Origin of the sequence: Romboutsia sp. MSSM.1001216sp_RTP31141st1_G3_RTP31141_220114 (assembly GCF_039031195.1) — a bacterium.
In the GTDB taxonomy this organism is placed as follows: Bacteria; Bacillota; Clostridia; order Peptostreptococcales; family Peptostreptococcaceae; genus Romboutsia_C; species Romboutsia_C hominis.
On the sequence record NZ_JBCIUO010000017.1, the window covers coordinates 1 to 25,127 of the forward strand.

Annotated in this window: 15 protein-coding genes; 1 reads left to right on the plus strand and 14 read right to left on the minus strand. The window is 26.8% G+C overall.

Annotated elements, in window-relative coordinates:
• The 4 genes from ABCP60_RS13975 to ABCP60_RS13990 form a co-directional block, all read right to left on the minus strand.
• Positions 1–603: hypothetical protein (locus ABCP60_RS13975; RefSeq protein ID WP_343101931.1), on the minus strand; the 603-nt coding region annotated here is incomplete at its 3' end.
• Between the two features lie 157 nt (positions 604–760).
• On the minus strand, positions 761–1,984 hold the full coding sequence (gene pepT, locus ABCP60_RS13980; RefSeq protein WP_343101932.1) for a peptidase T: 1,224 nt from the start codon (positions 1,982–1,984) through the stop codon (positions 761–763).
• 77 nt (positions 1,985–2,061) lie between these two features.
• On the minus strand, positions 2,062–3,114 hold the full coding sequence (gene ytvI, locus ABCP60_RS13985) for a sporulation integral membrane protein YtvI (RefSeq protein ID WP_092927360.1): 1,053 nt from the start codon (positions 3,112–3,114) through the stop codon (positions 2,062–2,064).
• A 111-nt stretch (positions 3,115–3,225) separates the two neighbouring features.
• Positions 3,226–4,476: a hemolysin family protein gene (locus tag ABCP60_RS13990; RefSeq protein ID WP_092927362.1), complete on the minus strand. Its 1,251-nt coding sequence runs from the start codon at positions 4,474–4,476 to the stop codon at positions 3,226–3,228.
• Between the two features lie 195 nt (positions 4,477–4,671).
• Between ABCP60_RS13990 and ABCP60_RS13995 the strand changes: the two genes are divergently transcribed.
• Positions 4,672–4,887, plus strand: a complete 216-nt coding sequence (locus tag ABCP60_RS13995) for a hypothetical protein (protein WP_343101933.1) — start codon at positions 4,672–4,674, stop codon at positions 4,885–4,887.
• A 334-nt stretch (positions 4,888–5,221) separates the two neighbouring features.
• On the opposite strand, the gene ABCP60_RS14000 is transcribed toward ABCP60_RS13995, so the two are convergent.
• From ABCP60_RS14000 to ABCP60_RS14045, 10 genes are all read right to left on the minus strand, one after another.
• Positions 5,222–8,749 carry an AAA family ATPase gene (locus tag ABCP60_RS14000; protein WP_343101934.1) on the minus strand — a complete coding sequence of 1,176 codons (3,528 nt, stop codon included), beginning with the start codon at positions 8,747–8,749 and terminating at the stop codon, positions 5,222–5,224.
• Entirely contained in the window at positions 8,736–9,950 is a 1,215-nt protein-coding gene (locus ABCP60_RS14005; protein ID WP_166504881.1) for an exonuclease SbcCD subunit D C-terminal domain-containing protein, read from the minus strand. Before ABCP60_RS14005 ends, ABCP60_RS14000 begins: the two co-directional genes overlap by 14 nt.
• A gap of 112 nt (positions 9,951–10,062) precedes the next feature.
• Entirely contained in the window at positions 10,063–10,992 is a 930-nt protein-coding gene (locus tag ABCP60_RS14010) for an LD-carboxypeptidase (protein WP_166504880.1), read from the minus strand.
• 11 nt (positions 10,993–11,003) lie between these two features.
• Complete coding sequence (gene alr, locus ABCP60_RS14015) at positions 11,004–12,134, minus strand: alanine racemase (RefSeq protein WP_092927372.1); 1,131 nt, start codon at positions 12,132–12,134, stop codon at positions 11,004–11,006.
• 152 nt (positions 12,135–12,286) lie between these two features.
• Positions 12,287–16,042: a helicase-exonuclease AddAB subunit AddA gene (gene addA, locus ABCP60_RS14020; protein ID WP_343101935.1), complete on the minus strand. Its 3,756-nt coding sequence runs from the start codon at positions 16,040–16,042 to the stop codon at positions 12,287–12,289.
• Positions 16,042–19,494 (minus strand): helicase-exonuclease AddAB subunit AddB, encoded by a 3,453-nt coding sequence (addB, locus tag ABCP60_RS14025; RefSeq protein WP_343101936.1) that lies wholly within the window; start codon positions 19,492–19,494, stop codon positions 16,042–16,044. The genes addA and addB overlap by 1 nt, the downstream gene beginning before the upstream one ends.
• Complete coding sequence (locus ABCP60_RS14030; protein ID WP_343101937.1) at positions 19,484–20,263, minus strand: PD-(D/E)XK nuclease family protein; 780 nt, start codon at positions 20,261–20,263, stop codon at positions 19,484–19,486. Before ABCP60_RS14030 ends, addB begins: the two co-directional genes overlap by 11 nt.
• Positions 20,256–22,478 carry an ATP-dependent helicase gene (locus tag ABCP60_RS14035; protein ID WP_092927380.1) on the minus strand — a complete coding sequence of 741 codons (2,223 nt, stop codon included), beginning with the start codon at positions 22,476–22,478 and terminating at the stop codon, positions 20,256–20,258. Before ABCP60_RS14035 ends, ABCP60_RS14030 begins: the two co-directional genes overlap by 8 nt.
• Positions 22,471–24,363 carry a hypothetical protein gene (locus ABCP60_RS14040; RefSeq protein WP_092927382.1) on the minus strand — a complete coding sequence of 631 codons (1,893 nt, stop codon included), beginning with the start codon at positions 24,361–24,363 and terminating at the stop codon, positions 22,471–22,473. The genes ABCP60_RS14035 and ABCP60_RS14040 overlap by 8 nt, the downstream gene beginning before the upstream one ends.
• 160 nt (positions 24,364–24,523) lie before the next feature.
• On the minus strand, positions 24,524–24,979 hold the full coding sequence (locus tag ABCP60_RS14045; protein ID WP_166504876.1) for a hypothetical protein: 456 nt from the start codon (positions 24,977–24,979) through the stop codon (positions 24,524–24,526).
• Positions 24,980–25,127: the final 148 nt, after the last annotated feature.

A 25,127-nucleotide genomic window follows, 5' to 3' on the forward strand; every position in this document is an offset into this window, starting at 1 on the left:
GTCAGATGTTGCATCTGCATCTGCTGTTGAGTCTGAGTCTGATGTTGAATCAGATGTTGCATCTGCATCTGCTGTTGAGTCTGAGTCTGATGTTGAATCAGATGTTGCATCTACATCCGCTGTTGCGTCTAGGTCTGCATTTACATCTACTGCTGCGTCTACTGTTGTATCTAAATCTGCATTCGCGTCTAGGTCCGCATTTGCGTCTACTGTTGTGTCTAAATCTGCATTCGCATCTAGGTCCGCATTTGCGTCTACTGCTGCGTCTACTGTTGTATCTAAATCTGCATTTGCATCTAGGTCCGCATTTGCGTCTACTGCTGCGTCTACCGTTGTATCTAAATCTGCATTTGCATCTACATCTGCGGTTGATTCTGCATTAGATTCTGATGTCGATTCTGATGTTGCATCTGCATTTGCATCCGCTGTTACATTTATATCTACTTGTGGATCTGGATCTAAATTTATATCTTCATTTGGATCTTCATTTACGCATGAATCTTCGCACTCACGCATTCCTCTTCTTATTTCTCTATTTCTTCTTCTTTCTTCCCTATTTCTTCTTCTTTTTTCTCTATCTATATCTATTTTATTTTTCGGCATTACAATTCCTCTCCTTGTATTTTTAGGTTAGTAGATTATTTTCTACTTACTAAAAATATATTCTTTTTATACGGAATTGTTACATATTTATACAAATAAACTTATAAAATAATAAAAGGTTATCTCTTAAATAAGAGATAACCTTTTATTATTTTATTTATTTTTGAGCATATTTTTCTGATATTTTAACTATAAGATTTACACATTTCTCCATAGATCCTACTGGTATACATTCGTTCTTTCCATGGAAGTTTAAACCACCTGTAAATATATTTGGACAAGGAAGACCCATAAATGATAATCTAGCCCCATCTGTACCACCTCTAACTGGTACTATTTTAGGAGTTATTCCAACTTCATTCATAGCTTCTTCTGCTATATCAACTATAAACTTAACAGGTTCTACTTTTTCTTTCATGTTAAAGTATTGGTCTTTTAAGTCTAATGTTATTCTTCCATCATATTTTTCGTTTAATTTATTTACTACATCTTGCATATGAGCTTTTCTAGCTTCAAACTTTTCTTTATCATGATCTCTTATTATATAAACCATACTAGCATTTTCTACATTACCATTTAAATCATTTAAGTGGTAGAATCCTTCATATCCTTCTGTAGTCTCTGGTCTTTCGCTAGCTGGGAACATTTCAGATATCTCAGCTGCTATATGTAATGCATTTACCATTTTATTTTTTGATGCACCTGGATGTACATTTCTTCCTTGTATAGATATTGTAGCTCCAGCAGCATTGAAGTTTTCATATTGAAGTTCACCTTCTATACCGCCATCTATTGTATATGCATATTTTGCACCAAATTTTTCAACATCAAATAGATCTGCTCCTCTGCCTACTTCTTCATCAGGAGTAAATCCTACTTTTATATCTCCATGCTTTATTTCAGGGTTATTTACTAAATATTCTATCGCTGTTATTATTTCTGCTATACCAGCTTTATCATCTGCACCAAGTAGTGTAGTACCATCTGTAACTATTAAGTCTTCTCCAACTAGGCCTTTTAATTCTGGGTAATCAGATACTTTTGTAACTACATTTAATTCTCTATTTAGTACTATATCTTTTCCATCATAATTTTCTATTATTCTTGGTTTAACGTTTTTCCCAGTTATATCAGGAGCTGTATCTAAGTGAGATATAAATCCTATTGTATCAACACCTTCTGTATTTCCTTTTAAAGTTGCCATAACGTAACTATTTTTATCAACATTAGCATCTTCTAATCCTAATGATTTTAGTTCTTCTACTAAGTAGTTTGCAAAAACTCTTTGTCCTTCGCTAGATGGACAATTTGCATTCTTAGGATCTGCAGTTGTATCAAATGTCACATACTTTAAGAATCTTTCTACTACTTTATTTTTCATGGTTATACCTTCTTTCTTTGGTCTAATAATTGTTAAGTAATATATCCCTTATATTTCTATTATATTACAAAAACTTACTAAAGTATATCTACCTTTTTTAATATTTGATGCATTATTGTAAGACCTAAAAAAAATACTATTCCAATTATTCCTTTTACTTGTATACCTATGAATATGGCTGCTAATGTAGCTAATGGACTAATACCTATATTGGTGGATACTAATTTAGGCTCTAAAACCTGTCTTAACAATGATAGTAGCGCAAATACAACTATAAGAGTTATTGCTATAAGATAGTTTTTTACTATACAGTAATAAACTATAAAAGGTAAATATATTACTACTATCCCTAAAAAAGGTATTAAATCCAACAAACCAGCTATAATACCTAACGTCATAGAATATGGTATATCAAATACTCTAAGGCTTAGCCAAGTTACTATGAAAGTTATTCCCATTAATATGGCATAAGCTTTTATATATCCTAATATTGATTTTATTATTTCTCTTTTTATATTCTTAACCTTAGTCTTTGTTGGTTCAGAGAACATATTGTAAAAACTATATTCTATTTTATCTATATCTTTTGCTATAAAATATGTAGATATGAATAAGGTTATAATGAATATAGATATATATGGAATTGATCCTAAAAAATTTACGAAACTTTCTAATAATTGTTTTGCTATACTTACTATATTGGTGCTATATTTTTGCATTAAAAACTCTATATTTATGTTTGGTATGTTCTCAAGTTGCTCTAAATATAAATTTAGTTTAATTGCTATATTTGAAATAAAATCACTTATGTAATCATAATTATTTACAGTATTATTTACGAATTCTAATAAACTATCTATTCCCGCCATTATTAATAATCCAGCTAATACTACAAATATTATAACTGCAATAAAACTTAATACTAAAGTTGATACACCTTTATTTATATTAAACTTATACCTTAATTTTTCTGATATAGGGTTTATCAAAAATGCAATAATACCTCCTACTAAAAATGGTGATATATAATGAAATGTCTTATAAATCAAAATAAATACTGTTGTATATAGTAATATAAATATCATGTTTTTCTTTAATACTTTTATGAATCTATTATCTATTACATTCATCTAATCACTTCCCTTATAATATATTATTAATTATTAACAAATATCTTTACTATTAAAATTAATTTATATAAATTTCAAATAAAACAAAAAACACTACAATATTGTAGTGTTTTATGTGTATATTCTTATTTTCTTTATTCTATTTTTATCTAAACTTTCTATACAGAATCTTATATTATCTACTTCTATAACTTCATTTTCTTCTGGAAGTCTTCTTAAATAACCTATGATGTAGCCTCCTATAGAATCAAATTCTTCAGACTCTAATCTAACTCCAATAAGTTCGTTGACATCACTTATTTTAAGTCCCCCATCTACGATATATTCATCTTCTTTAACTACTATTATATCTTCATCTTCTTCATCGTACTCGTCATCTATATCTCCAACGATTACTTCTACTAAGTCTTCTACAGTTATTATACCTGCAGTTCCTCCATACTCATCAACAACTATAGCCATTTGTATTTTTTCTTTTTTCATCTCTTCTAAAAGTTGAGTGATTTTCTTAAATTCATATGTAAAGAACGCTTCCCTTACATACAACCTTATATCAAAATTTGCTATCTCTTCATCACTTAAGAATATGATATCCTTTATATTAAGTACACCTATGATGTCATCTATAGATTCATTGTATACTGGCATTCTACTTAATTTCTCTTCTTTAAACTGCTGTATTATTTCTTCATATGAATCTTCAACATCTATAGCTATAATATCTAATCTTTGTACCATAGCTTCTTTAGCTTGCATATCCCCAAACTGAAATACATTGTTTATGATTTCTCTTTCTTCTATTTCTAGGACACCTTCTTCATGTCCTACATTAACCATAGTTTTTAATTCTTCTTCTGTTATATATGGTTCATTCCCTTTTGTTTTTATTCCAAATAACTTAAATATTAAATTTGTTACTATATTAAGTACCCATACTACTGGAGTTAATATAAATATTATTGCCTTTATTGGCTTAGAAACAAGTATAGCCACTTTTTCTGAACTATTTGCTGCTATAGTTTTTGGTGTTATCTCTCCAAATATTAATACTAATACTGTCATAAGAGCTGTTGCTATAGGAACTCCTGTAGCTCCCAATAATGTAATAAATAATGATGTTGATATAGAAGTTGCTGCTATATTAACAACGTTATTTCCTATTAATATAGAACTTAATAACTTATTTGGCTCTTCTATTAAGTTACTTACTAGCTTTGCGCCCTTAACCCCTTCTTCTTTCATATGTCTTATTCTTATTTTACTAAGTGACATTAATGCAGTCTCAGATGCTGAGAAAAATCCTGATCCTATAAGTAATATCACTAATACAATAATCTGAATCAATATACCGGTCGATTCCAACCTAAACCACACTCCTAATTTCTTTTAAATTTCTGTTTATATGTTAATATATTATAACATACTTACCCTTATTTGGAAATTTATTAATTTAGATATAATCTATATTATCTATCATTTCCAATACTATTAAAATACATTTGCATTATAATTTTTTTTATCCCCATATAATAGTATTAAATTTAAAAAGGAGGTAAAATGAAAGATTTACTAGAAAAATATGGTGCTATGCCTAGACTTAGAGACAAGATTTTAATGAATTTAACTGAAGAAAATGCATTAGAACTAGTTGCTGAAATAGTTAACGTTTATGAAAATAATGCACAAGGAAAACATAGATTAGGTTCATTTATTGATAAGATTAGTTTCGATGAGTTTAAATCTTTGCTAAATTTAGACAAATATTTAAATTAATTACATATTTTTATACTTTTATGTCACATTTTAATATTTTTGCATATACTATAGTGTAAGAGAAATTAAAAGAGTTTCTCTTACACTATAAATATCAAAACTCCTGTTAATATTCTAATTTAGTGATCGGATATAAAAAAAATTCTTTCCCCCAAATATTCTTTAAACCACCTAATCCCCCCCTGGTTAGGTGGTTATTTTTTATTTTTTTTGAATATAAATTTAAAATTTGCCAATACTTATAAATGAGAGCGGAAATTATATATCTCTCCCCCTAATAAGTATATATATTTATATGGTGACTACATACTCCCCCTGTAGTCACCAATTTTTTTTAACTATATTCTATTTTTACTTTAGATCCTTGTCCAACTTCACTAGGAGATACTATTAACTTAATTGGAACTCTATTTTTTAACTCTTCAACGTGAGTTATAATTCCAACACTAAGTTTATCATGATGTAGTCTTTCCAGTGATTCTATAACAGTTTCTAGTAGTTCACTATCTAAAGATCCAAATCCTTCATCTAAGAAGAAAAATTCAAGGGGAGCACTTCCCTTTAATTGTATTTGAGATGATAATGCTAATGCTAATGATAGTGATGTTAAGAATGTTTCTCCTCCAGATAAAGTATCTACACTTCTTCTTTGCCCACCATTAAAGTTGTCTCTCATTACAAAGTTTAATGTTGAATCTATTTCTAATGCATATCTACCTTTAGTTATAGACTCTAATCTATTAGATGCTTCAAGCGCTATATACTTTAATTGATTAGTAGCAACATACTCAACAAATCTATTTCCTTGAACAATCTTATCTAGATCATCTAATAAATCCACTTTATGTTGAACTGCCTTTAACTCTTTATTTAAATCTTTTATCTTGTCTAAAGATTCTTTTAGGGTACTTAGTATAGTTTGCTTTGATCCTATATCTTGGGATATTCTACTAATTTCTATTTTTAAGTTATCAATACTATCTTTTAATTCATTAAAGTCCTTTTCATTTATTTTTCTATCACCTATTGATTTAACTAGATCATTTATCTTTATACCTAATACTTTTTGCTCTTCTTCATATTGTGTTATCTCATCATGTAGTTTTCTTAAGTATTCTTTATCTAATAATGATCTTTTTACAGCATATATACTTTCAAATTTATACTCCTCTAATGATTTATTTAAAGTATCTGTTTGTATTTTATACTGTTCTTTTGCTATCTTTAATCTTCCATCTATATTTGATTTGTCAGATGTAGTTTTTTCAAATTCCAACCTTTGAGCTTCTAATTTATTTTTTATCATTTCCTCTTGAGATATAAGCTTATTTATATTATTTTCTAGATTCTCTAACAATAATTTTGAAGATTCACCTTTTGTTGTTGCTATTATTTCATTGTATTTTCCATCTCTCACTTTTTTCTTTTCAGAATAAATTTCTCTAGCTTGAATTAAATCTAACTCTATTTTATGTAGGTTATTTTGATAATTTACTATATCTTTTTCCATTGCTTCTTTTGACTTAGATATTTTTAAGTATTCATTATTTAAATCTTCTAATGCTTTTTCATTATTATTTATCTCTTCTACTTTTACTTCTAAATCTTGTATTTTAGTTATTGCTTTTAGTGTTAAATAGTTTTCTTTTGTTGTTTTATAGTTTTCTTCAATTGCTGTTAGTTCTTCTTTTAATTCGATTACATTTTTCTTATAAGAGTTTATACTCTCTTGTAGTATTAGTTCATCTTTTTCAATTTTGTTTTTTTCTTCTCTAGCCTTATTTATACTACTTTCATTTTCCTCTTTATCCTTATTCCAATTTTGTAGATTAATTTTTAATATCTCTAGCCTTTTAGACTCTTCTTCTACCTTCTTTATTAGTTCATTAGAACTTAAGTCTCCTATTTTAGATTTTACCTCTTCTAATTCCTTTAATATTATTTTTTCTACTGATATACACTCGCTATTTTTTCTGTTGAGTTCTTCAATTTTTACTTTTATATTAGACTCATCTTCTTTTAATTTTTCTATTTTTGACTTAGTAAACTCTATATTTTCATTATAGTTTGTATCATCTACATGCTCATGATTTCTAGATCCACATACTGGACATGGAGAATTTTCCTTTAATTCTTTTCTAAGTTCTGTTGCTAAATTTAAATACTTTAGCTTTTCTAATTCTTTCTCTAGATAAGTTATATTTGTATGATTAACCTCTAATTTATCATTTAAAGTATGTAATTCTCTTTCTACCTGATGTCTATTTTCTAGTATTTTATTTAAGTTATTATGTAAATCTTCTTTTTTAATTTCATTTTCTTTTATAGATTCTGCCTTTACTCTTAAGTTTGCTATATATTCAGTCTTATTAACTATCTCTTCATTAGTTCCTGGAGATTTTTTAATTAAAATTTCATAATGTTCTTCTAATTCAGTTAGTTTTTTCAATACAGAATCTTTATCCCTCTGAATATATCTTAACTTTAAGTTTATCTCATCTAGATTTTTATTTATTTCATTCAATCTATTATTTTTAACAGTCTTACTTTCTGAAAGCTTATTATATTCTTTTTCATACTCATAGGCTAAAAATATTTTCTGTTTTAGATCAGCACTTATCTTTATTTCACTTATTTTCTCTTCTAAGCTTTTTAAGTTATTTATTACTATCTCTTTCTTGCTTTCTAAATCCTCTTTTAGTTTTATAAGTATCTCTTTTTCTTGATTTAAACCTATACCCTTGCCTTTTATATCTTTTAATTCAGAATCTAAACCAACTAACTCCGCTTCTAATTCTATTGCATTTTGAAGTTTGATTCTATCTTCAGATAGTCTTGGCATATTTTCATTTTTATTTTTATATGCTTCCTCATAATTTGCTTTAGTTATAAGTAGTTCTTTATTTAACAATTCTAGTTTCTTTTCTAAATTTTGACTTTCTAGGCTATCTTCATTAACCCTTTTCTCAAGCTCCAATACAGCATTTATGTACGGATTAATCTTATCTGCATTTAATGCATCTTCAAGTTGTCTTCCTTTTTTTGATATATCTTCTTGCTTTAAATCTAATTCATGCTTTCTTTTCTTGTAGTTTTCTAACTTTACTTGTTTTTCATATATTTCTTCAACTTCTTTATATTTATTTTGGTTTATTTCAAAATCTTTATTTTTACTAATTTCTAATGATCTTAATTCTTCTAACTCTTTTTGTACTTGATTATATACTTCTTCACTTACAGTATCATATTGACTTAGCTTAGAATTTATATCTCTTAAAGCTTGTTGTTGTACGTTTTTTCTTTTCTTAACTTTATCTATTAATCCTCTTCCGTATTTTTCAAGATTAAATATTCTCTCTAGCATGTCCCTTCTATCCGCACCTGCTAGCTTTAAGAAATCATTAAACTTACCTTGTGGAAGTACTACTGATCTCATAAAATCATTAGCTGTTAATCCTACAATTTCAGCGATTTTATTATTTACTTCTCCAACTTTGTCTGCTAATACTTTTTCACTTTCATCCTCATACATCTCTATTAATCTTGCATATGAAGTTTTAGTACCTGTATTAGTTCTAACTATAGTTCTATCTACTTTATACCTTCTCTTTGCGTTTTTACTTCCGATTTCAAATTCATAAGATATTATTGCTTTATCGCAGCTACTATTTATAAATTCTTTAGTATTTCTAGGTATACTTCCATACATAGCTATTGTCATTGCATCTAATATAGTTGACTTACCACTTCCAGTTTTACCAAAAATCCCAAATAAACCTCTATCAGTTAGTTTTTCAAAATCTATAACTGATTTATCTATATAACTATTTAAACCACTTAACTCTAATCTAATAGGTCTCATCTTTAGCTTCACCTTCTTCATTTATTATATCTAAGAATAAATCCATAAGCTCTCCTTTAGGTTCTACTCCTCTACTAAATTCATAGAATTCCTTGAATAATTCTCCCATAGATTTTTCTTTTACGTCTATTTCTTCATTATATTCTTTTGATGCTATTATTGGTTTTATTTCTATTATATCTTTTAATGTATCTTTCATTTTTTTTATGTTAGACTGTGATATAACTTCATCTGTTTTTATTTCAAAATAAGACCATATATCTCTGTCTTTATTTTTTTCGCACACTTCTAATGCATCTTCGATTCCATTGCATTTAAATACCTCTATAGGTTTATAGTTTTTAAAGTATTTTTTTTCTACTGTTATTTCTTTGTCTTTATTTATATCAACTATATAGCATCCTTTAGTATATGATCTTTCATCTTTGCTATATTGTATAGGAGATCCTGAGTAGTATGCATTTAACCTTTGTGAAGATTTTTGCATTTTATGTAAATGCCCTAAAGCTATATAATCAGCCTTTTGAGGTAAGTCTTTTTTCTCTACTAATAAGCTTCCTCCAAGTTGTATTGGTCTTTCAGATTCTGTTTCTTCTCCACCGACAACAAAAAGGTGAGATACAGCTAAATTTATTGAATCATCTTCAAAGTTTTCTTCTAATTCTTTAAATAACTCACCAACTCTTTGAGAATATGTTATTTGTCTTTCTTTGTCTTCATCATTTTGAAGTATTACTTCATTAAGCCTCTTTTCACTTGGATATGGCAGCGTTATAACAACAACCCTCTCATTATTTATATTAAGTTTTATACATCCCTCTTTCGCTTCTAATATCTCAAAGTTTTTATACTTTGATACTTCTGTTTTACTTAGAGGATTTCCAAGTATTATTATCCCCTGCTCATGTGCAAGAGGGCTTGATGCTTGTAGTCTTTCCGGATTATCATGGTTACCGCTTATTATTAATACACATCTTTTTCCATTGTCTGATAATCTTGATATTGTTTTATAGAATAATTTTTCAGCTTGTGCAGGTGGATTTGATGTGTCATATATATCTCCTGCTATTATAACCATATCTATATTATTATCATCCACTATCTGTATAAATTCTTCACAGAATTTGGTTTGTTCTTCTAATCTTGAGTGACCTTCTAAGCTTTTTCCTAGATGCCAATCTGATGTATGAATAAATCTCATTTTATCCTCCTAAATAATATGATTTATTTATATATTTTAATAGTTTGATTATAACATAAAAGGAAGATGTCTAAACATCTTCCTTTTATGTTATTTTTATTAATAGATATTATTATTTTACAAATTTTATAGATTTGTTCGTAGCATCTAAGCAGCAATTTCCCCCTAGTAAAATACTATTTGATGATGTACAATGACCTACTTTTAGATTACATAAGCATGGTTTATTATATTTTTTAATCTTTTCAAATAATAATTCATATAAATCATAATCATCTTCATTATCTTTTCTACACTTTTTAAAGTCTCCAAATATTATCCCACAACAGTCATTTAACTTATTGCTAAGTTCTAATTGTGTAAGCATTCTATCTATCTTATACATATTTTCTCCTATTTCTTCAATAAATAAAATTTTATTTTTTGTATCAATTTCATATCTTGTTCCAAGGGTGCTAATTATTACAGCTAGATTTCCTCCTACTGTAATCCCATTAGCTTTTCCTTGTACTAAAGTGTGTAATTCTTCGTCTTCTGGATTTTTTATAATAATTTCATCTTCCATTGATAATATATTTGAGAAGGAATCAAAAGTATATTTATCATAGTGTAAAAAATTTAATCCCATAATTCCATGGTAGGTAACTAAGTTCGCTATTTGATTAAAGGCTATATGAAGTGCTGTTATATCAGAATACCCTATAAATACCTTAGGATTCTCTTTTATAATGTTGTAGTTTATTTTATCAATTATTCTAAGTGTTCCATATCCGCCTCTTAGACAAAGTATACCATTTACGTCTTTATCTAAAAACATATTTTCTATGTCCTTTACTCTAAACTCATCTTCACCTGCTAAATACCCCTTATATCTTAGGTAACAAGTCTTTCCAAATTTGACTTTATACCCTAATTTATTTAATTCTTGCTCTATTTTTTCTAATTCATAAGTTAGTAATTTTTTTGTTTTAGATTTAGATGGACTTGCTGGTGCTATAACTCCAATTGTATCTCCTTTTTTTAGTTTTTCTGGAAATATCATAATTTTCCCCCTTAGTATATATAGTTTAAAATTTTTTTAATTTCTCCATTCTCAATATATACTCTATCTACCCTTCTAGATATTAAGCTTAATAGTTCATTTCTATTTGTATCTATCAAATTTGCTATTTCTAAAAGTGTAGGACCATTTTCTCCATAAAATACTACATCTGCATCGTAATCACATTTATCTAAATAACTAATGTCTATTACAAGGTGATCCATACATATTTTACCTATTATGTTACATCTTTTATTATTTATATCTACATACCCTTTATTTGATAAACTTCTTGGTATCCCATCTCCATATCCACAAGGTATAATTCCTATTTTAATATTTTTATTTGCTACATACGAATAATCATATCCTATAGCCTCACCACCTCTAACCTCTTTAACCTGAATTATCTTTGACTTGAATGTTATAGCAGGCTTTAGCTGTAAGGAAGAGTCTCTATTGTTGTATCCATATATACTTGCACCTATCCTCACCATATCCATATGAAAATCCTTATATGAAACAAACCCTATACTATCACAAATATGCTTTATAGGTATCGTCTTAATTTTTTCTAATTCATTTATAGTCTTTTTAAATATATTAAATTGAATATAATCTGATTTTTCATCTCTAAGTGCTAGATGTGAAAAAATACCCTCAATATATAAATTCTTTAATAATAATAAACTATATATTTCTTGAAATGTATTTTGATTTACCTTAAGCCCTAATCTATTAAATCCTGTATCTAACTTTATATGAACTTTTCCTATTTTGTTTATTTTACTACATATGTTGTTTATAATTTTTCCTTGTTCTTCTTTAATTACAGTTATAGTTATATTATTTTCAACTGCTAATTCTATATGTTCATTTGGAATATATCCCATAACTAAAATAGGAGATTTAATGTTTTCTCTTCTAAATTCTAGAGCTTCACTAAGTGTTGCTACACATAGGTAATCAATACCTTCTCTACATAATAGTTTAGCTATTTCTATAGAACCATGCCCATATGCATTTGACTTTAATACTGCGCCTATTTTAGTACTATTTTTGGTATATTTTTTTATTTCCTGCAAATTATGTTTTATATTATCTAGATTTATCTGTACATAAGTTGGTCTTAACAAGCTCAAAGTATCACTTCCTTATGAAAATTTCACTCGCTTATTTTCATACTATGTTAATTATTCTTTTATTATCACTAGTTATAAATATAAAAAATGAAGATACTTAGCTTAGTACCTTCATTTTTTATATTTAAAGTTTAATTATATTAAGTTTTTATTTATATACTAACATCTTCATCTATTCCGAATAGATATATGTACCTCTCTTTGACTTCTTTTCCTGTTAATTTTTCTACCACTTCAGAATATAAATCTAATTGTTTTTTGTACCTACTTATTACTTCATTTTTATTTTCGTCATTTACAAAATCAGTTTTATAGTCAACTATAACAATCTTATCATCTTCTTCAAAGTATGCATCAATTATACCCCTTAGCATTATGCTTTCTTCATCAAAGTCTTGTACATTTCCTTCAGTTGCTAAATCTTCATATATATACACATCTTTAAGTTTGATTTGAGCATATATGGCCTGTTCTCTATTAATAAATGATGACTTTAACATCCTTTGCCCTATATGAGATTTAAAGAATTTATATATCTTAAATGGATTAACTACTCTAGACTGCTTTTCAGTTATTATTCCCTTTTTAATAAACCTACTTATTTGCTCTTTTATATCATCAATAGTATATATCTTATTAAAGTCTATTATCTGCATAACTAAATGAACTATAGTACCCCTCTCTGCACCAGTTATCTTTTCTATATCTTCTTCCTCTTGCATAAATATAGGTTTTTTGAGAGTTATTTGATTACTAAATACTTCTTGAGAAAAATCTTCTTCATGAGCATTTTGTATTTTTTTGATTTCAGTTACAGATATACTCGCAGGTTTTGTTACACATGCTTCATAGGGATATTTAAAATCTAATTTTTCTTTTATTATACTAAAATACTCTGTATCAGGATTTTCTACATCTAGACTGTCTATTATCTCTCTTATGCTCTTTTCTTCCTCTTCTTCATTTTGAGTTAAAGTGACATCTTCTTTATACCATATATTAGATACCCACTTTGAATTATGATTGTCTATATATTCTATATCTATATTAGCAAAGTCTCTTAATTCTTCTAAATCTTTATGCTTTAATACTGATGGCATTATCCAATCTAAGTAACTTTTACCTTTTAGTACCTTATACTGTGATATTGCTTTATTTCCCTCTACTCCATTTGCCCATGTTTGTAAAGATTTCTCAATGTTTCTCGTTGAACCTGTTATTATAAGCTTTTCTTTAGGTCTTGTAAATGCTACGTAAAGTACCCTCATTTCCTCAGATAAATTTTCTACATTAATTTTACTTTTTAATGCCTCTTTAGCTATACTTGGATAAGATATTTTTCTTTCATAATCTACTATTTGAGGACCGTATCCTAGTTCATGATGATATAATATATCATTTTTAAAATCTTGAGTATTGAAGTTTTTCCCCATACCAGAACATATTACAACAGGGAACTCTAGCCCCTTACTTTTATGTATACTCATTATTCTTACAACGTCTGCATTTTCCCCAAGAGTTTTAGCACTTCCCATATCAGTATTTGATTTTTTAAGCTTAGCTACAAAATTTATAAAACTAAATATACCTTTAAAACTTGTTTCTTCAAATTGCTTTGCCCTTTCAAATAATATCTTTAAGTTTGCTTGTCTTTGAGATCCTCCAGGTAAAGCACCTACGTATGCATAATATCCTGTGTTAGTGTACAGATACCATAAAAATTCGTCTGTGCTCATATATAGGGATTTTTCCTTATAGTCTTTTAGTTTTTCTATAAATTCAATACACTTTAATGCCTTTTCATCTTCATGATTACTATATTCCTCTAAAGCTTCATAAAAACTTTTATTATGTTCTTCTACTCTTATGTCTATAAGTTCTTCTGGTGTAAATCCACATATAGGTGATTTTAGCACTGCAAGCAGAGGTATATCTTGCATAGGATTATCAATAATTTGAAGTAAACTCATTATAGTTTTTATTTCTATAGTGTCAAAATACCCTACCCCTATATCTGCATAAGTTGGTATATCCATATTCATAAGTTCATCTGCAAATACTGGAGCCCAAGCTGATGTAGCTCTTAGTAAGATAACTATATCTTTAAACTGTACAGGCCTATAATCATCTAGCTTTTTGTCATAAACCATTTGAATTTTTCCCTCTTCATTTGGTGACATTAAGCCTTTTATTATATTTCCAACCATTCTAGCCTCAAGTTGTATATTATCTATTTCTTCCTCTTCTTCTGAACTTTCATTTTCTTTAGTCTCAGAATCATCCTTTCTAGATGCTTTCTCCATTAAATGTATTTCTGTAGGACCTCCTACTACTACATCTTCATTAGTATTTTCTTTAAATATAGCACCTAAGTTTAATCGTTCTTCTTCTGTATAATTTATTTCACCTATATTTTCGCTCATTACATTCTCAAATATATAATTTGCACTATCTACAACTTCTTCCCTACTTCTAAAGTTTTTATAAAGCATTATTTTTCTATATAGTGAACCTTTTTCTGTATCATAGTCAGCATACTTTTGTAAGAATATTTCTGGTTTTGCTTGTCTAAATCTATATATACTTTGTTTTACATCCCCAACCATAAATCTATTTGGGGTTTTAATTTTTGCTATATTTGAAAGAAGTACCTCTTGCACAAAGTTACTATCTTGGTATTCATCTATAAATATTTCATAGAACTTTTCCCTATAGGAAAGTGCTATATCTGAAGGTATATTTTCACCTTTATCATCTTTTTGAACTAATATATTTAACGCAAAATGTTCTATATCATTAAAGTCTATTATTCCCTTTTCTCTTTTTTTATTGTCATAAGCATCTTCAAATTGTATGACTATATCTGATATAGATTTTGCTACTTTATAAATGTACTTTATCTCATAATTTATGTCTTCTTTTTCTCTATTAAAGGTTGAATCTTTTATGCTTTCTACTGACTTTTTAACTTTTTTTCTTATATCATCAGCCTTACTTTTTATGTCTTTTATATAACTTGGGGTATCTTTTCCAAGCCTTTTCACACCTTTTACGTAGTTTTCAAATTTTATATTTGATATGCTACTATAAGCTTCATCCCATGATAAGTTGCAAGCATCTAATATTCTTTTTATACTACTGTAATCTGTTTTAAATTTTTCTGTGTATGTTTCTAACTCAACAATACCTTCTAACTCTTCTAAGGCCTTTTTCATACTAGTTTCCATACCACTTATCTCTATCTTTACTGTATCTAGTATAGCTTTTGCCCATATAGATGTTGAGAAATCAAATTCACCATCTATATTAAATTGTTCTGCTGAAAATTCTAACCACTCTTTAGGATCTGGTGATGCCATGGCAAAGTTATATACACCTAGTATTATATTTTGAAGATTATTATCTCCTCTTCTCTCTGCATAACTTTCTACTAAATTTAAAAATCCTTCATCTCTATCTATATAAAGTCGTTCGAATACTTCTTCTATGGCCTCTTGCTTTAATAGTGCACACTCTGTTGTGTCACCTATCCTAAAGTTAGGGTCTAAGTTTATTTTATGGAAGTTAGACTTTATAACTTCTAAACAGAATGAATGTATTGTTGTTATACTAGCTTTATTTAAAAGCACTAACTGATTTTGTAAATGCTTATTTTCTGGATCTTTGTCTAATGCCTTACCTATCGCATCACCTATTCTCTCTCTCATCTCAGATGCAGCTGCATTAGTAAACGTAACTACTAGTAACTTATCTATATCTATAGGATTTTCTTTATCAGTTATCATTTGAATTATACGTTCAACTAGTACAGCAGTTTTTCCCGAACCTGCTGCTGCTGCTACTAATAAATTACAATCTCTACTATCTATAACTGCTTGTTGCTCTTTTGTCCATTTAGGAGAACTCATTACTTAACTCCTCCTCTCATTGTGTTTATTATCTCGTCATTACTCTTTTTATTTATTATTTTATATTTATTATCTTTTAATGTTGTATCAAACTGGCAAATAGCTGAGTAATTGCAGTATATACAAGAATTTCTATCTTTATGTTTATATGGAGATATACTTATATTTCCACTTAACATATCTTCGCATAAATATTTTATCAAGTCCTTTACATATTTTCTAATAACCTCAAATTCTTCATTAGTAACACCTTTTGTATATCTACCTAAAGTACCATCTTTGTTAAAGTTTGCAGGTATAACTAAAGATGTTGTTCTTTCTCCATTTGCTAGTGTCTTATCCATTTCTTTGATTATATTAGAATCTTTTATAAGTAAACCTTGCATTTTTAACTCTTTAAGTATTTCTTCTCTTATAGTTTCTTCTTCTTTATCTTCATCAAATTTTGCTATTGGGTCATCTATTCTGGAATAAAGAATCGCTGCTGGATTTATATTCTGTCCCTTAGATTTCCCACTTTCTAATATTGCATCTAGATAAACTAATAGTTGTAATTGAAGCCCATAATATACATCTGTTAAGCTTAAATCCTTTTTACCAGATTTGTAATCAACTATTCGTATATATTTACCTTCTTCGTTCTCAAATTCATCTATTCTATCTATTTGTCCTCTTAGTTTTATTTCTTCTCCATTTTGTAAAACTATTTTTATAGGTGGATACTTACCTTTAGTTCCAAAATTCACTTCATAATCTGTAGGCTCAAATGAACCAATTTTTATTTGTTCACTTATTATACTTATAGCTGATATAAGCATATTTTGTAATCTAAGAGTAAGATACTTATATCTTTGAGAACTCTCTAGTATGTATCCAGGTATCTTACCTACTATTTCTTCAACTATTTTTTCTACTTTTTCTGTTATATAGTTTATATCTATATCTGCCCAATGTAGATTATCTTTTACTAACTGTTTTGAGAAATTATCTAATATTTTATGTATAAAATTCCCTAAATCTGGTGCTGTAAAAGAATATTCTTTTCTTTCTTTAGCTTTAAGACCATACTGTATAAAGTAAGCAAATGGACACTCTGCATACTTTTCTAACCTAGATACACTTAAATTTTTATCATATAGTGTTCTTATTTTTTCTTCTTCTACTTTTTGAACTTGATTAGTATATGTAAGTCCACTTATAACCTTATTAGTTATATTTTTGTATTCACTATCACTTGCATAGTATCTATATACATCTAACCATAAATTATTTATATCTTTTCCATCGTCAAACTCTTTTATCTCTTTTATAAGTTCATTAAAAGTTGGAGATTTTACAGTTATTCTATTTAAGATATCTTCATCTGTTTTAGCTTCTTCTTCTAATAAATAACTTTTACTATCTATATTAGGAAATAGCTTTTTAAGTCTTGATACTATTACTGATGGTCTTATAGTTTTTCCTTCATGGTCTGCTATAGGATAGGTAACTATTAGATTTTGGCTACTTGATGTAAGTGCTTTATAAACTAAAAATTGTTCTTCAAATGTTTTAGTTTTACTATCTATATCAACCTCTACACCTTTTTGCCCTAAGTTTTCTCTGTCACTATCATTTAAAAGCCCATTATCCTTTGCTATTAATGGGAATGTACCATCTGTAGTCCCTATTAAATATAGATACTTTGTATTTGGATTTTTCATTTTATCCACACTACTTACAAGTACTTGATCTATACTTGGAGGAACTAATCCAAGTTCATATTCATCAAATCCTAGACTTATTAATTTTATAAATTTATCTAAAGATATTTTTTCATCTCCCATTATCTCAACAATTTGGTCAAATATATCTACAACTATGTTCCAAACCTGAGAATATTGATTAGCTATATCTAATTCACCTTTACCTTTAAATTTCATTATTAAATTTTCTATAGTTGTTGGCATATTTATTTCTAACAAGAATTCATATATATACTTACATATGTCTTTTGCATTATTCTTACCTTTTAATTTATCTTGTAGATGTATTATTGGAGTTAAGACTCTTTCCTTTATTTCATTAACCTTTTCTCGTATTTCTATTTCATCTTCTTTTTCTTCTGAAGAAATATTGTGATTTATTCTATACTCCCATTTATCCTCAAACCATTTTTTACCTTTTATACCATTTGCTAATACATAATTTTCTAACATACTAATTTCTTCGTTAGATATCCCTACAAGTCCACTTTTTAAGTATCTAAACATAGTCTCATAATTATATCTTTTACTTTTCATTTCTAATATAGATATTATAAGTACTATTATTGGATTTGTTTTAGCTTCTCTTTTTTTCTCTATAAAATTAGGTATTTTATATTCATTAAATACAGAGCTTACTAAAAAGTCATATTTATTTAAGTCTCTTGTAGCTATAGTTATATCTCTATATCTAACCCCTTTATCTCTAACTAAATGTACTATTTCCTTTGCTATTTCTTCAACTTCAGAGTATAAGTTGCTAAATTCTTTTATCTTTATATTATTAGTTGACTCTTCATACACTTTATATGGATACGAGTTATAGTACCTTTCTAAGTGCTGAAGTTCTTTGCTATCTTTAAGTCTTGGTATAATATTATTATTTAGCTTTATATCAGGAAGCAACTTTACTCCCTCTTCGTTACATAATTTTATTAGCTTTTGATATGTAAACTTTGTTCTAGAAAAAGCATCTGTTTTATTGTATGAAATATTACCTGGGTTATCCACTGTTAAAGATATACATACTTCCTTAGCCTGCTTAAATAAACTACTTAATACCCTATACTGATTAGGTGTAAATCCAGTAAATTCATCTATATAAATATATGCATCCTTAAAATAATCACATACTGGTAATTTTTCTGCTAATGATTTTAGCATGTCTTGAGTGTCTATATAATTTTCATGTAGTTTTTCTTCGAATTCTTTATATATCCTACTTATATCTTTTAATTTTAAACTTAAAGTTTCACTTTCTACTTCGCCAGATATATTTTCTAACATCTCATAACTTATGTTATACTGTTTTAACTCAGATATTATCTCACTTATAGAACTTACAAATCCTGATTGAGATGATGATTTAGAAAATATATTTAATTCTTTACTTACACTTTCTATTGCTTTATAAGTCATCATAGCATTGCCACTAGAATTTATGTTAACATCAGTTAATCCTCCAACGTAAGAAAAAACTATGCTACTCATAGTTTTAAAACTTAATACCCTAGACCTTAAAAACTTGTCTTTTTCTTCTCCTAAGAAGAGCTTACTCATTCTTTTTTCCATTTCAAATGTATATTGTTCTGGAACTAAAAGTATTACAGGTGTTATTTCATTATCTTTAACTCTATTTTTTATCTCATCTAGTATATAGGTCGATTTACCACTTCCGCCTCTACCTAATACAAACTTAACACTCATAAATATCCTCCTCAAAAACACTTCTGTCTACTTCCTCATTATTACATAATTTATTAAACTCACAGTATTTGCAGTGTTTTTTGTTTTTTACTAACTCATATTTATATTCTTTGTCTTCTTTGTTATAGTTGGTGTTTTTTATATAATCTATATATGATAACACCTTATTTTTATTTTGTTTATGTTTTTCATTATTATAAGATATAGATACACAATTATCATCAAACTCTGGTTGATAGTATTTCATACTTATATTTTGTGTATCTATATCGTTATCTAATAAATTGGGAATTACTTCTTTTGCTAAAAGCATATATACAATAGTTTGTATTCTACTTTCTACATTTTTATAATTAAATTTTTTATTTTCTGTTTTCCAATCCCATATTTCAATTTTATTATCTTTGATTATTATTAAATCATACTTAGCTTGTATTATATTTCCATCTAAATTAAACATTACTTCATACTCTGGTAAGTATAAATAACCTTCCTTGATTGGAACTAGTTTTTTTACTTTATCCATCCATCTTTGAAAATCTGTATTGGTACTAGAATTTATTCCTAAAGGTATATTACTAAAATATCTTTCACATAATAAGTGAAAATCTGTACCTGTTTTCAAACTTTCGTAGTACTCTCTATGTTCTATATCATCGTATTTCCAATTAATTCTATCAATGTACTTATACTTAAATTTTAATGGACATGATTTATACGTATTTATAGAATTTTGGCTGTATCTAAAGTTTTTTAGACAACTATTCATTTATATTTACCTCCTTTTTTCTCATATTTATATACTTCTCAAGTTCATTTATATATAAAGAAGGCTTTTGTTCTTTATTTCTTTTTCCTACATCATTCTTATCTTTATAAAGACTTGTTGATAATATTAACATTTCTTTAGCTCTAGTAATTCCAACATATAATAGTCTTATCTTTTCATTTATTAAATCTATTTTACTCTTATATATATAATTAGTAGGTATATCACCAGTTAATATACATTCAATTTCACTTTTTACAATAGCCACTGGATTTTTGTACTTATCTTTTAAATACCATTTATCACTTTGAAACTTTTGATTTGTATTGTCAGGGAAATTAAACTCTGTAAGCCCTAACATAAAAACACAATCCCACTCTAAACCTTTTGATTTATGATAGTTACATATAGTTATACTTCCTGGTTGTGGCTCATATCCATTCATTTCATATACCACTTCTATTATATGATTAAATACCTTATTTTTACTATCTATTAAAAGGTTATATACATCTATTAAACTTATATCTGGGTTATCTAAGCTTAAAAATTTTATATAAAATGCCAGATAATCTATTATTGCTCTATCTTCTTTCCCTAAATTAAGTTCATCCCCTATAAATAATAAAAGCACATCTAATCTTGTTATAGGATATTCTAATATACTTTTAAGAATATTTATTCCTTGTATAAATGTTTGGTATAACTCTGTATTTGTATCTATTATTATATTATTTGTTATTTCTTCATTGTATATTATCTCTTCTGTGCTATATTTTTTTAATACATCTAGTAAATCTTCCTTCCCTTTTTCATTATCTGTTTTTACAAATACTTTATCTAAGGCATTTATTAGTTTATTTATATCATCACAATTTATTATAAAGTCTATTATATATGACAGTTTGTTTATGATCTTTCTTTTATTTAGAGAATTAGGTCCTAACTCTTCAAACTCCATATTTTCATCAATCAGAATCTTAGCAATTTGCGTTATATGATCATTAAAAGGTACCAATATTCCTATACTTTTATCCGGATACTTTCTTTTTATTCCTTTTGTGTATGCTACGGTTTTTGTCAACTCATCATTCCATGTCTCATATTTTTTAACATTTATACTGTATATATCTGGTTTAGGATTTTCCTTATATCCCATACCACTTGGAACAGTTTTTATTTCCATATCCTCTAAAGCATCTCTACATTCCTCTTGCCTAAATTCCTTTGTTACATACTTTACTAGTTTATTTGCTAAATCTAATATATCCTTTGAACTTCTATTAGACATGTCCATTCTATAGCAACTATCTGCCTGAGATATAAACTCCTTAAAGAATTTAGGGTCTGATGATGAAAAAGTTCCAGTTATACTTTGGTTTATATCCCCAACTCTAACTAAATTTTCATTATCTCTACATATCATTTTTATAATTTTACCCTGTATCTCATTGGAATCTTGGCATTCATCTTCAAATATGTACTTATATCTATTCTGAAATTTTATTCTTAAATTCTCATCAAAATTTAATGCTTTATATGCAAGAATTAATATATCATCATAATCAAGTAGGCCATTTTGTTTTAATTTTTTATCATATTCTTTATATATAGGAAGTATTAATTTTAATATTCCTCTATGCCCATTAGATAATATCCCCTCTAGCTCTTGTGGTGATAATTCCTTATATTTTAAGTCACTTATTGCATTTACTACTAAGTCAAAAAATCCTCTCTCCCAAGCTTCAAGCATTATATCATTCCATTTATCATCCTTTTGCTCTTTTAGGAACCATCTAAATGCTCTTTCCCCACCATTTATCTTAAAATTATTTATGCATTCATTTAGTATTATAGTTTTTTGTAAATCATCTGCTATGTTAAATTCTTCACTCAACATAACTACTTCTGGTTTTTCTTTTATTATTTTTACAGCTAAACTATGTATTGTCATAACTTCATAAGAATTTTCTTCTTTTATGTCATTCTCTTTTAATATTGCTTTTATTCTTCCTTTGAAGTTATTTACTGCACTATTCATATAAGTTAATATTAGTATTTTAGATTTATCATGTTTTTTTTCACTTAGTAACTTTGCTACTAAATTGGTAACTATAAAAGTTTTTCCGGCTCCTGGTACTGCTGGTACCGCCATAGTTCCACCTTCATAGGCTATTATTGGTAATTGATCTTGTCTATAATTTATATTATTCATAAGAGTTTTCCCCCTTATCTAACATCTTAAGTAGTATGCTATATAATATACTTTCTTGTATATACCCATTTACTGTGTATTCACTTTTATATGCATATACTTCTTTAGTATTAATTAGTAAATTATATATAGTATTGTATAAATAATACTTCTTATAATCTTCTTCCATTTTATCTGTATATATTCTACCTTCTTCAAAAGATTTTCTAAGAACTATCAAATTACTTATATCCTTTTCTATCTTCATATTCCACCCATTGCTACCTACATCTAGCCATATATGTATTGGTCTATTTACTCTTGATGATATATATGTATATGGAGTGGTTAATAATACTTTATCTATATTACTCAAATCTTCTAATTCTGAAGATTGATAATAGTCATTTATTGTAGTTTTAAGTGCTTTTATAAATAACTTTTCTTTATCCTCATTTATATTCAATAACTCTATGTTTTCTGTAAATGTCTCACATTCATATATTATCTTTTTACAAATATGAATATTTTCTTTTCCAAACTTAAGATTTAGCATTTTATCTATATAAAATTTAATTAGAAACTCACCTATTTTAAGTTTCTCATTCCTTTTATCTTCTATATAATTTAATATTTCTTTAAATTTTTCTTCTTCATACTTATTTTTATATATTTTTAATGCTTGTATCTTATTGACATCTAATATAGTTTCTATAAAATTTATATAGTCTTCTTCTCTTATGGAATTTTGGCTACCATTAAAAATGCTAAGAGCCACTATAAGTGCATTAGCATAAGGATAATCTATTAACTTTTTATCTTTTTTAGTGCTAAATATATCGATATTATTAATTTTCAATTTATTAGTCATTTGAAAGTCTAATATTGTATTGTTTATAGGAGAAATTATAGCTATATCTTGTGCTTTTACTCCTGATAGTATTAACTCTTTAATTTTCTTTAAAACTACTTCTATCATCTCGCTATATAGCTGACTAGATTCATTTAGTTCAACACTTACTGGTAAAGAACATATATCATCTATAGAAACCTCTCCTTTTTTGTTAAGCTTTTCTTCTTCATATTCATTTTCTATATATCCTTCTATAAACTTAATATCTATATTATTAAAAACTGAAAAATCTCTTTTTTCATTAAAAAATGTATATGAATCTATAGCATTTTCTTGTATCTCTTTTATAAATTCGATTTCTGCTACAGATACACTTTCTAAACTTTCTACAATTAAATATTTTATTTTTTTTCTTAAATATTCTTTGTATAAATCATTTTTTAAAAGATATTTATTATATACATATACACTCAGTGAATTATCTAACATACCTTTATTTAATAACATGCTAGTGTAATCCATTATTATTTCGTTCATTTCACTATAAGAAAATTTATTTATATTATCTTTATTTTTCTTAGACAAATAAATTTTTTCTCCTATATTCTCAAATTCTAATTTACTTAATGTAGCCTTATTTATATTAGTACTTATACTTGAAGTTATAGATTTATTAGTACTTATAATATCTTCAAAGTATCCTTCTTTTTCTCTTTTAATTTTTACCTTTTCCCCTATTATATAGTCTGTCAAAGTATTATTTATAAATTTAGGTCTTATGTGATGTTCTTTTATCTCATTATTATTTTCTAACACTATTGGCCAAAATTTTATGAGCTCTCCTTTAATAAAATTAGTATATGATGTTATATTTAGTTTTTCACAATAATCTATATTAATCTTCTTCTCATATTTTAATTTAGTTAGATTATTAGGAACTAGAATCATTATTTTCGAAGATTTATTTTTACATTTTTTTAATATTTCATTATATAAACTAACTATTTTGCTCTCTTTATCTTTATTATTTAAATTTCTATATATGTACCTCATATAAACCCTTTCTTTAAACTATTTTGTATTTTAATTATATCATATTAGAGATTTTTAATTCCTCCATTAAAATGTTTACTTAAAGCTACATACTATTTTTTTAATCCTAAAAATAAAAGAAGCAACCAAATAGCCGCTTCTTTTATTTTTTAAATATAATCTATTTAAAATTATTTAAAAATTTATTTGTAATATTTCTTAATTGTCCACCAATAACAACTAAAAATATATTTATAATTATAATTATAAATATATTTACTATACTGTTGTATCCACTCAAATAATTTGAAATAGACTGAATTGGAGATAAGTATAATACTGAAAACAATATAGAGCTATTACTACCTTCTATTAAAAAATGTGCACATAAAGAAAAAAATGATAAAAAAATTCCTAAACCTGCTCCCATTGATCCCACTATTAAAGATTCTTTAAGTTTCAAGCTATATTTATATCCATAATAAAAATTTATAAGAAAAAAGAATAATGCAAATAAAATTTCTATGATTAAGTTACTCGATTCAATCTCAATTATCTTAAAGTATATAAATGATATTATACATATAATTAAAGTATTAAAAAATAGTTTTTCTCCCAGGTCAAATGTATTTTTCACATACTCACCCCATATACTTTATTTTATTATATATAAAATGAAGTTAAAATGTGAATAATTTCAAATACAACAAAAAAGATTACGTGGCTACGTCTTACTCTCCCAGGAGGTCGCCCCCCAAGTACCATCAGCGCTAAAGAGCTTAACT

Excerpts from the sequence above, each read along its gene's own strand:
- pepT (WP_343101932.1), bottom strand. The coding sequence starts at position 1,984 with ATGAAAAATAAAGTAGTAGAAAGATTCTTAAAGTATGTGACATTTGAT.
- ytvI (WP_092927360.1), bottom strand. The coding sequence starts at position 3,114 with ATGAATGTAATAGATAATAGATTCATAAAAGTATTAAAGAAAAACATG.
- ABCP60_RS13995 (WP_343101933.1), top strand. The coding sequence starts at position 4,672 with ATGAAAGATTTACTAGAAAAATATGGTGCTATGCCTAGACTTAGAGAC.
- ABCP60_RS14000 (WP_343101934.1), bottom strand. The coding sequence starts at position 8,749 with ATGAGACCTATTAGATTAGAGTTAAGTGGTTTAAATAGTTATATAGAT.
- ABCP60_RS14005 (WP_166504881.1), bottom strand. The coding sequence starts at position 9,950 with ATGAGATTTATTCATACATCAGATTGGCATCTAGGAAAAAGCTTAGAA.
- ABCP60_RS14010 (WP_166504880.1), bottom strand. The coding sequence starts at position 10,992 with ATGATATTTCCAGAAAAACTAAAAAAAGGAGATACAATTGGAGTTATA.
- addA (WP_343101935.1), bottom strand. The coding sequence starts at position 16,042 with ATGAGTTCTCCTAAATGGACAAAAGAGCAACAAGCAGTTATAGATAGT.
- addB (WP_343101936.1), bottom strand. The coding sequence starts at position 19,494 with ATGAGTGTTAAGTTTGTATTAGGTAGAGGCGGAAGTGGTAAATCGACC.
- ABCP60_RS14030 (WP_343101937.1), bottom strand. The coding sequence starts at position 20,263 with ATGAATAGTTGTCTAAAAAACTTTAGATACAGCCAAAATTCTATAAAT.
- ABCP60_RS14035 (WP_092927380.1), bottom strand. The coding sequence starts at position 22,478 with ATGAATAATATAAATTATAGACAAGATCAATTACCAATAATAGCCTAT.
- ABCP60_RS14040 (WP_092927382.1), bottom strand. The coding sequence starts at position 24,363 with ATGAGGTACATATATAGAAATTTAAATAATAAAGATAAAGAGAGCAAA.